General features: G+C 70.2%; 10 protein-coding genes. 4 read left to right on the top strand and 6 right to left on the bottom strand.

The annotated features are described in order from the left end of the window. Nucleotides 1-574: 574 nt before the first annotated feature. Nucleotides 575-1,189, bottom strand: a complete 615-nt coding sequence (locus tag QLQ12_RS39820; RefSeq protein ID WP_282766168.1) for a phosphatase PAP2 family protein — start codon at nt 1,187-1,189, stop codon at nt 575-577. A gap of 183 nt (nt 1,190-1,372) precedes the next feature. On the opposite strand from QLQ12_RS39820, the gene QLQ12_RS39815 reads away from it, so the two are divergent. The 3 genes from QLQ12_RS39815 (at nt 1,373) to QLQ12_RS39805 (ending at nt 3,681) form a co-directional block, all read left to right on the top strand. Beyond that, entirely contained in the window at nt 1,373-2,380 is a 1,008-nt protein-coding gene (locus tag QLQ12_RS39815) for a zinc-dependent alcohol dehydrogenase (RefSeq protein WP_282766167.1), read from the top strand. Nucleotides 2,381-2,630: 250 nt separating this feature from the next. Next, a complete protein-coding gene (locus QLQ12_RS39810; protein ID WP_282766166.1) occupies nt 2,631-3,329 on the top strand; it encodes a polysaccharide deacetylase family protein in 699 nt (232 codons plus the stop codon). A gap of 25 nt (nt 3,330-3,354) precedes the next feature. Next, on the top strand, nt 3,355-3,681 hold the full coding sequence (locus QLQ12_RS39805) for an ATP-binding protein (RefSeq protein WP_407651687.1): 327 nt from the start codon (nt 3,355-3,357) through the stop codon (nt 3,679-3,681). 24 nt (nt 3,682-3,705) lie between these two features. Here the strand turns inward: QLQ12_RS39805 and QLQ12_RS39800 are convergent, their stop codons facing one another. Next, nucleotides 3,706-4,494: a hypothetical protein gene (locus QLQ12_RS39800; protein ID WP_282766164.1), complete on the bottom strand. Its 789-nt coding sequence runs from the start codon at nt 4,492-4,494 to the stop codon at nt 3,706-3,708. Then, complete coding sequence (locus QLQ12_RS39795; protein WP_282766163.1) at nt 4,487-5,407, bottom strand: ADP-ribosylation family protein; 921 nt, start codon at nt 5,405-5,407, stop codon at nt 4,487-4,489. Before QLQ12_RS39795 ends, QLQ12_RS39800 begins: the two co-directional genes overlap by 8 nt. Nucleotides 5,408-5,446: 39 nt before the next feature. On the opposite strand from QLQ12_RS39795, the gene QLQ12_RS39790 reads away from it, so the two are divergent. Continuing rightward, nucleotides 5,447-6,217: a carbon-nitrogen hydrolase family protein gene (locus QLQ12_RS39790; protein WP_282766162.1), complete on the top strand. Its 771-nt coding sequence runs from the start codon at nt 5,447-5,449 to the stop codon at nt 6,215-6,217. Between the two features lie 102 nt (nt 6,218-6,319). Here QLQ12_RS39790 and QLQ12_RS39785 read toward each other — a convergent pair whose 3' ends face one another. The 3 genes from QLQ12_RS39785 to QLQ12_RS39775 form a co-directional block, all read right to left on the bottom strand. Beyond that, nucleotides 6,320-6,526: a hypothetical protein gene (locus QLQ12_RS39785; protein ID WP_282766161.1), complete on the bottom strand. Its 207-nt coding sequence runs from the start codon at nt 6,524-6,526 to the stop codon at nt 6,320-6,322. Nucleotides 6,527-6,635: 109 nt separating this feature from the next. Then, nucleotides 6,636-7,511: a HEAT repeat domain-containing protein gene (locus QLQ12_RS39780; protein ID WP_282766160.1), complete on the bottom strand. Its 876-nt coding sequence runs from the start codon at nt 7,509-7,511 to the stop codon at nt 6,636-6,638. An 87-nt stretch (nt 7,512-7,598) separates the two neighbouring features. Continuing rightward, the gene (locus QLQ12_RS39775) at nt 7,599-7,991 is read right to left on the bottom strand and encodes a hypothetical protein (protein ID WP_282766159.1); all 393 of its coding nucleotides are present in this window, start codon (nt 7,989-7,991) and stop codon (nt 7,599-7,601) included. Nucleotides 7,992-8,135 lie beyond the last annotated feature (144 nt).

Raw genomic sequence — 8,135 nt, 5'->3', positions numbered from 1 at the left:
CCCGCCTGACGTGACCGATGTTCATCTTTCATTCGATCGAGTGATCACTATCTATCGCGAACCCGCAGAACGATCTCCAAACGGACCCAACGCATAGATCAACCTAAACAGTTCATGACCGGCCTCTGAGCACCTGAGCACCTGAGCACCTGAGCACCTGAGCAAGCCTCCGCCAGCCGCGCTCGGAAGCCCACCAGCAGAAAAAGTTGACACCCGTAGCGGGTGTATCCAACACCCGCTACGGGTGTCAACTGTTCGCATCATCCATGCCTCCGCCAAACATGGATCATGACAGCGCTCGGACGCCTGCGTCGAAACACAGGGGCAGAGCTCCGGTAGCGGCCAGACTTCCCGATCACCGCCAAGACTGCCGTGGCTGACGGCAATCCGGTCGCGGTCAGAGTCCCGGTAGTAGACGGCGACCGGCGGTGGCGGGTGCGGCGAACGGCGAACGGCGAGCGGCGAACGGCGAACGGCGAACGGCGAGCGGCGAAGCAACCCGTGCCCGACATCTACGGACCAGCGAAACTCTGTTACCCGATGCGGTGCCTGCAAGCCGCCGGCCACGAGGGTCTCAGCGCAGGGCCGGATAGAGGAGGCCGGTGGCGCAGGCGCCGACCAGGGCGCCGGCGAGCACCTGGGCGGTGGTGTGGTCGCCCAGTCGCACCCGGGACCAGCCGACCGCGGCGGCCAGCGGCCACGTGAACAGCAGCGCCCAGCCGAAGACGACGGTGAAGGTGACCGCGGTGCCGGCTGCGACCAGCGAGTGGATGGAGATCTTCCACCGAGCGAACAGCGTGATCGGGATGGCGACCACCAGCGCCGCCGCCATGCAGCCGATCAGGGCGAGAAGGTCGCGAGGCGCCCCGGCGGCGGCGAGGGCGAGCGTGCCGGAGGCGGTGGAACCGAGACAGACCAGCATCGGCAGAGTCCGTTGGTCGCGGACGCCGACGTGGCGATCGGTCCAGGCGCCGCGCCGGACGCCGTGCAGGATGTAGGCGATCGGCAGGAAACTGGCCGCGGCCGCCGCGATGACTCCCATCACCAGCGCCGACACCGGCGAATCCGCGGACGCCCACGCCACCGCGAACAGGACCGTGGCCACCAGCACCGCCGGCGACAGGATCTCGGTGAGCAGCCGCGCCACCCGGTCCGCCGGCGTGACCCGGTCGATGCTTGACGTCGCCATGACGTCGATCATCGCAAATCGAGCCGTAAGAGGTACGTGGACGGGCAACCAGCGGAAGTCCCCAGCGACTGCGCTGATCCGAAGTCGGCAACTCACGCATGCGAGCCGCCCGCCACGACCCGGACGGGGGCGGCGGTATCTCGAACATGAGCGGCCGGGCGCCCCACCCTAGGATTCCCGATCATGATGCGTGCGCTGATTCTCACCGGCCCCGGCAAGGCCGAGGTGCGGGAGGTTCCGGTTCCGGTCGCCGGGCCCGGGCAGGTCGTCGTGGAGGTCGAGCGGGCCGGGGTCTGCGGCACCGATGTGGAGCTGTTCACCGGTGAGATGAGCTACCTGCACAGTGGCGTGGCGTCCTATCCGCTACGGCCGGGGCACGAATGGTCGGGCACCGTCCGAGAGGTGGGCGAGGGCGTCGACAGCACCTGGACGGGCCGTCGCGTCACCGGCGACACGATGATCGGTTGCGGTCACTGCCGGCGTTGCCTTGCCGGTCGCCACCACGTCTGCCCGGACCGTCACGAACTGGGGATCCGCGACGGGCTGCCGGGCGCGCTGGCCGAGCGGGTGGCTTTCCCCGCCGCCTACCTGCATGCGCTGCCGGACACCGTGGACGCTGCGGCGGGTGCGCTGATCGAGCCGGCGGGCAACGCCCAGCGGTGCGTCGACGCCGCCGGCCTCGACGCCGGAGAACGCCTGCTGGTTCTCGGCACCGGCACGATCGGGCTGCTCACGGCCATGCTCGCCCGAGCTCGGGGCTTCGAGGTGCATCTTCTCGGGCAGGAGTTGGAGTTCGCCCGGTCGCTCGGGTTCGGTGACGTCTGGACCCGCGAGACGCTGCCGGGCCTGCCGTGGGACGCGGTGGTCGACGCCACCAACGCGCCGTCCATGCCGCGCCTGGCGACGGAACTGGCCGAACCCGGCCGCCGGGTCGTCTGTATCGGTCTTTCGGGAACACCCAGCATGGTCGACAGCCGGGACGTCGTGCTCAAGGACGTGACGGTCGTCGGCATCCTCGGTGCGTCGGCGGGGCTGGCCGCGGCCATCGCGGCGTTCGCTTCCGGGGCCGTTGATCCGCGGCCGCTGGTGGCGGCCACGGTCGGCTTGGAACAGGCCGCCGACGTGCTCTCGGGGCGACGCCCGGCCGCCGCCGGCCGGGGGCCGAAGATCCTGATCGACCCTCAGCTCTAGCGGGCGGTTCCACCAGAGCCTTTCGGACCCGCTACAGCTAGTAGTCACCACCGAACGCAGAGAGTATTCGAACGAGGTCGGGTACACAGCGGACCCCTCGACTCGCCTCACCGCACGATACGCGTACGTGGTCCGGACGAAGGTGCCTGACCGAACGGTCAAAGGCGCTACGCGGAGCTATCAAAGCGGCCGACAACTACATAGCGTAGCTATTCACTTGGGGACCCGCCCGAAGTGGATGGGAGCAACGATGCGCACGGTGGCCGCCTTGCTGGGCATGCTTTCGCTCGCCTGCGGAGTCACGTTCATCGCTCCACCGGCGCAGGCCGCACCCTTGCCGTCCGCTGCCACGCAGTCCGCTGCCACGCAGTCCGCGCCGGCACAGGCCGTGCGACGGACGGTCTACCTGACCTTCGACGACGGACCGAACGCCAAGTGGACGCCGCGATACCTCGACGTGCTCAAGAAGTACGACGCGAAAGCCACGTTCTTCACCACGGGACGCAACGTCAAGGCGTACCCGGGGATCGTCTCCCGCATCGACCGCGAGGGGCATCTGCTCGCCAACCACACCTGGAGTCACCCCAACCTGACCCGCCTGAGCAAGGCCGACGTGAAGCGTGAGCTCACCCGCACCCAGAGCGCCCTCGGCCGCCACCGGACCGCCTGCATGCGCCCGCCCTACGGGGCCACGAACACGTCGGTGCGCCGCTGGACGAAGGAGGTCGGCCTCAAGACGGTGCTCTGGGACGTCGACAGCCGGGACTGGGAGAACTCGCAAACCTCGACCAGCATCTACACCCGGGTGACCAAAAGCGTGCGGGACGACTCCATCGTCCTGATGCATGACGGTGGAGATTCACAGCGTGCTTCGCTGGCGGCGCTGACGAGGATCCTGCCGAAGCTGAAGAGCATGGGATACGCGTTCGAGGTTCTCCCGAACTGCTGAGGAGGTTGCGGAGGCACTCCCGGTCTTGGACGCCTGTAACGCATGGTCCATGCCGTCGGTCATCGACCGGGCCCGGCTGGTGGCCGCAGAGCTGGTGGCGAATGCCGTCGAGCATGCCGGCACCGATATCGTTCTCGTGGTGAGCCGCCGCGACACTGGCGTACACCTCGCGGTGAGTGATGGCGATACCGAACTGCCTCACCTGGCAAGACCAGGCGATGCGGAGCCCACCGGAGATGACCGCTCGCGCGGCTTGGGTGTACGAATCGTGGATGCCGCGACAAGCGTCTGGGGCGCCCTGCCCACCTCCGGCGGAAAGGTCGTCTGGGCGATCCTCAGAAAGGATCCCTAGGCGGTGTCCCAGCCGGCGTCGGTCTCACGCGCCGATCGCCTCGGCCGCCAGCCGGTAACGGCGGGCCTCGTCGCGGACCTCCGCGTCGGGGGCGCCGCGCTCGCTGGTCGTCGCCAGCCGGAACAGCAGCGCCCGCGCGACGGCGGCCACCGGCACGCCCGCGGCCGCTGCCAGCGACGGCGGCATCCCGTGCCAGCAGAGGGCGTCGGCCACCACGACTCCTTCCGCGTAGGCGGGCGGGCGCCAGTAGGGCGACACGTCGATCACCGCCGGCGGCAGCCCCGGCGCGAACAGGACGTTGCCACTGAGATCGCAGTGCACGACCTGCGGCGGGCCCAGCGGCCCAGCCAGGCCGCGCAACCGGGCCGCCACCTCGGTGAACTCCGGCCGCAGCGGGACGGCGAGCTCCTGCCAGGCGACCCGGTCGGCGCGCGCCCACCAGTCCTGCCGGGTGCCGGTGAAGCCGGGCCGCCGAAGGTGCGCCAGCGCCCGGTGGAACGCCCGGCCGGCCTCGATGATCCCCAGCCACGTCTGCTCGGCCGTGTAGTCGGGTGGCTCTCCCTCGACCCATCGGGTCGCCGACCACCCGGCATGGGACCAGGCGCCGTCACCGGTCCGCACCGGCGCGGCGACCCGGAAGCCCTCCCCCGACAGACCGTCGAGCACCTCGCCGAGCCACTCGTGGACCGGGCCGCTCTCGGGTTTGAGCACCAGGTCACCGGCCCGCCACGAGGTGCCCTGGCCACCGGGGAGCGGCCGGGCCGGTCCGGGCGCGCCGAAGGCTCGCAGCACGCCGGGCGGCGGATCAGCCACGGGCGGTCAGCACCTCGACGGAGCGGAGGTCGCGGCAGGCGGCGTGGAGCGAGGCGATCTCGGCGAACGCGTCGCGGCCGAGGGCACGATAGGCGCCGACGAGCAGGTCGAGGCCGGCCTGCCGGTGGTCGTCGCTGTCGAGCCAGTGCAACTCGCCACCGACCGCGAGGGCGAGCGCGGGCATGCCCGCGGCCAGGTCGCGATGGGCGCGGGCGATCCACTCGGCGGCCTGGACCGGGTCGTGCTGGAAGGCGTGGAGGCGGGCGCCCGAGTCGGCGGCCTGTGGGTCTCCGCTGTCCGGCGGCAGGACGGGCAGCAGGGACACCGCGAGGAACGACCGGGGCTCCGACCCCCATCGGGGTGGCCCGTCCTGCCGCAGCGCCTCCTCGTCGGCGGACGCGAACCAGTCGAGCGCCCCGGTCAGCGCGGCGACCCGGGCGGCCTCGTCCTCCTCGTCGCCGTAGTCGCCGAGGAAGCGGTCCACCCGCTCGCGCAGCACCCCGAGCAGGCTCGGCGCCGGGGACGCCCAGGTCTCGGCGGAGTCGCGGGCATAGTTGTGGGCGATCACGGTGGGCAGCTCGGCCGGGTCGTCGAACCAGAGGCCGAAGTGCAGCCCGTCGCTGTCGCCGCCCATGACGGTCACGAACTCGGCGGGATCGCACCGGAAGCGGGCGTGCAACCGCTCGTCGAGCCCGTCACGGCCGCGCAGGTCGAGGCCCCCGTCGCGGAAATAGTCGGTGACGCCCCACGGTGAGAGGCCGATCTCGGCGAGGGCGTCGCCGTCACTGGCCGCGAGAGCCGCGAACACCGCGACATGACGTGGCAGCCGCAACCCCCACACCCGCCGGACCCGCTCCGCGACCAGCGGAAATCGGCGCGTCATCGTGGCCAGCGCGGCCTCTCGCGTCATCATGGCGAAATCCTAGAATCCGGGTACGACACAATGACGCCCGTGCAGCTCTCCATCTTGATCGCTCAGGTCCCCACGGTCGGGGACGTCGCCACCAATCTGGCCACGCTCCGGGACGTCCTCGATGAATCCCGCCCCGGTGATGTGGTGGTGACGCCGGAGGGCCTGCTCTCCGGGTACGGCGAGGATCTCACCGGAATGGACCCCGCCGAGGTCCACGAGGCCGTCGGCACGGCGGCAGACCTGGCCGTACGAAAGCAGGTGCACTTGTTTCTGGGCTCGCTGCTGCCGACCGCGACCGGCTGGTGCAACGCCGCCCTGTCGCTGCCGCCGGCCGGCGAACCCTGGATCTACCGGAAGATCAACCTGGCCATGAACGAGCGGGGCCCGCTGGAGCCCGGCGACCGTCTGGAGACCGTCCCGGTCGGCGGCACGACCGCGGGTGTGCAGCTCTGCCGAGAGATCCGCTTCCCCGAGCAGTGGCAGTATCTGGCGACGGCGGGCGCGCGGTTCTTCGTCTACATGACCAACGCCGCCAACCCGGACGAGCCAGAGGACGCCTGGCGCAGTCATCTGATCAGCCGGGCCGCCGAGAACCAGCGTTTCGTGCTCGCCGCCAACATCGCACACCCGGATCAACACTGTCCGAGCATGGTGGTCTCCCCGCGGGGCGCGGTCCTCGCCGAGCTGGAACCGGGGGTGACCGCGGTGCTCAGGCACACGATCGACGTCACGGAATCCGGCGACTGGTACCTCGGCCAGCGGCGGCGGGACGTCGTCTCGCTCGCCTACCACGGGCCCGCGACCATCTGAGATGCCGGTTCCGGTGACACGGTCAGCGGCGCCGCGGACGTCCCCCGGGGCGAGCAGCGCCCGGCCGGTCCGTCGGAGATGCCAACCTGGAGGCGACTGGCACTACCGCCGCCCCGGCACCTTCGCCATGTCGAAGACCTGATCGGCGGGCGGCGTCGCGATCTCGCCGAAGGTCGCGCCGAACTCGCTGAGTGTCGTCCTCGAGCCCTTCAACCCGACGATCTGCAGCGGATACGGCTCACCGCCCGCCGATAGGAAGAACTCGTTGCCGGTCGCCCGCGAGCCTGCTGACGGTCTTCGCGTCACCACCGAAGATCTTCACCATCGCCGCCGCGTCCGGTTTGACGTAGGAGCGCCCATCCACCACCAGCGTCCTGACCGTCGCGCCCGCCCGGGTCAGTGTCCAACGTGGCACTCGTCAGTAGGCCTTGGCCTGCGATTCGGCACTCTCTCGTTCGGCGATGGCGGCTTGGATGCGACGCAGTGTGCGCAGAGCCTTCTTCGCCGCGGCGCGAACCTCTCCGTCGAACACGGTCACGCCACGGTCGCCGGCCATCAGCAGCTCCAGCGTCGGCACCGCCCGGTCATCGCCCGTCGATCCGAGCGCGACGGCAGCCCAATACCGCTGATCCGGATCCGGGCTGTCGGCCGCGGCCAGCAGCCGGGGTACCACCTCCGGCGTGAACAACGCCAGCGCGCTGGCGATATAGCCGATCCGGGGGAACCGCCGGTTCTCGAACTCGTACCAGAGTGCCTCCAGCGCCGCGTCGCCGCCGATGCGGGCCAGGGCGTCGGCGGTTCGCTGGCGAAGCCAGTCGGCCTCGTCGCCGAGCAACGGTCGCAGCGAAGGCACGACCGAGGCGTCGCCGAGGCGGCCCAGCGCGGTCACCGTCTCGCCCCGGACGATCCACTGTGTGTGGTCGAGGAGCGTCATGAGCTGTGGCACGGCGGCCCGGACATCCATTGCCGCGCAACCCATCGCGGCCCATGCCTGACAGTTGTACCGAGTGTCGGCGAGCGCGGCGAGCAACGGCTCCTGCAATCCGGCGTCCGCGAAGACGGCCGCTTGGTTCATCGCCCGCGAATACAGCGACCGGTGAAAGTCCCGATAGTCACGGACGAGCGCGTGCAGCGCCGCGATGGCTGATTCATCACCGTGGATTCTGGCCCGATCGAGCAGTTGGTACACATGTGCTTCGCGGGTCTCGAGGCTTCCCGATCGAAGGCCTTGCAGGTCAACGGGATTCACCGCCCGACCATACGCGCCACCGTTCCCACGGCCGATCACCGCCATCCTGATCGCCTGCGTGAGACGGCCGGGGTCGCCTTGGCAGGGATATCCGCGACGGGACGTGGGTGACGGGTGGTGGGTGGCTCAGGGTCAGCGGCCGCCGGTGAAGAACCGTGCGGGAACGGTCAACCGATGCCCGGACCCGTAGACGATGGTGGCGTCGTCCTTGCCCCACTCCACGACCACGGAGCTGGCGTCCACGCCGGTGGCGTCCAAGCGGACCCCGTGGCCGTAGCCTCCGCTGGGGTCGCGGCCCATGACGATCTCCCAGTGATCGGTGCCCAGCGGGGCGTGCACATGTTTGAGGACCGCCACGTGCCCACCGTCTTCGCCGTAGTGTTCGGTCGCCGTCATGGTCTTCACCGTCGTCACGCGCGGCCACGTCAGCACAGCCACGCCCGCGACGAGAACGACGGCGAGCGCGAGGATCAACCAGACGCGTCGGCCCCGTGCCTTGCCGGCGGGGGCAGCGGCCATATCCATCGCGCCATCGTCGCCGCACCTGTCAAGCCTTGGTGGAAGCAGGCATCCCAGGGTCCGAGACAGCTTCTGATCTTGCGATTCCACCGGATCGGAGCCGATGGCCGGGACGGCTTGGCCGGGACGGCCTGGCCGGTAGCCGTACGA

The sequence above is a fragment of the Actinoplanes sandaracinus genome (genome assembly GCF_030009775.1).
GTDB lineage: Bacteria > Actinomycetota > Actinomycetes > Mycobacteriales > Micromonosporaceae > Actinoplanes > Actinoplanes sandaracinus.
This window is presented reverse-complemented; position numbering and strand designations above follow the sequence as displayed.

Bases quoted from the DNA above. Each gene is read 5' to 3' on its own strand.
- QLQ12_RS39775 (WP_282766159.1), bottom strand. From the start codon at position 7,991: ATGGATATGGCCGCTGCCCCCGCCGGCAAGGCACGGGGCCGACGCGTC.
- QLQ12_RS39780 (WP_282766160.1), bottom strand. From the start codon at position 7,511: ATGGCGGTGATCGGCCGTGGGAACGGTGGCGCGTATGGTCGGGCGGTG.
- QLQ12_RS39820 (WP_282766168.1), bottom strand. From the start codon at position 1,189: ATGGCGACGTCAAGCATCGACCGGGTCACGCCGGCGGACCGGGTGGCG.
- QLQ12_RS39795 (WP_282766163.1), bottom strand. From the start codon at position 5,407: ATGATGACGCGAGAGGCCGCGCTGGCCACGATGACGCGCCGATTTCCG.
- QLQ12_RS39810 (WP_282766166.1), top strand. From the start codon at position 2,631: ATGCGCACGGTGGCCGCCTTGCTGGGCATGCTTTCGCTCGCCTGCGGA.
- QLQ12_RS39815 (WP_282766167.1), top strand. From the start codon at position 1,373: ATGATGCGTGCGCTGATTCTCACCGGCCCCGGCAAGGCCGAGGTGCGG.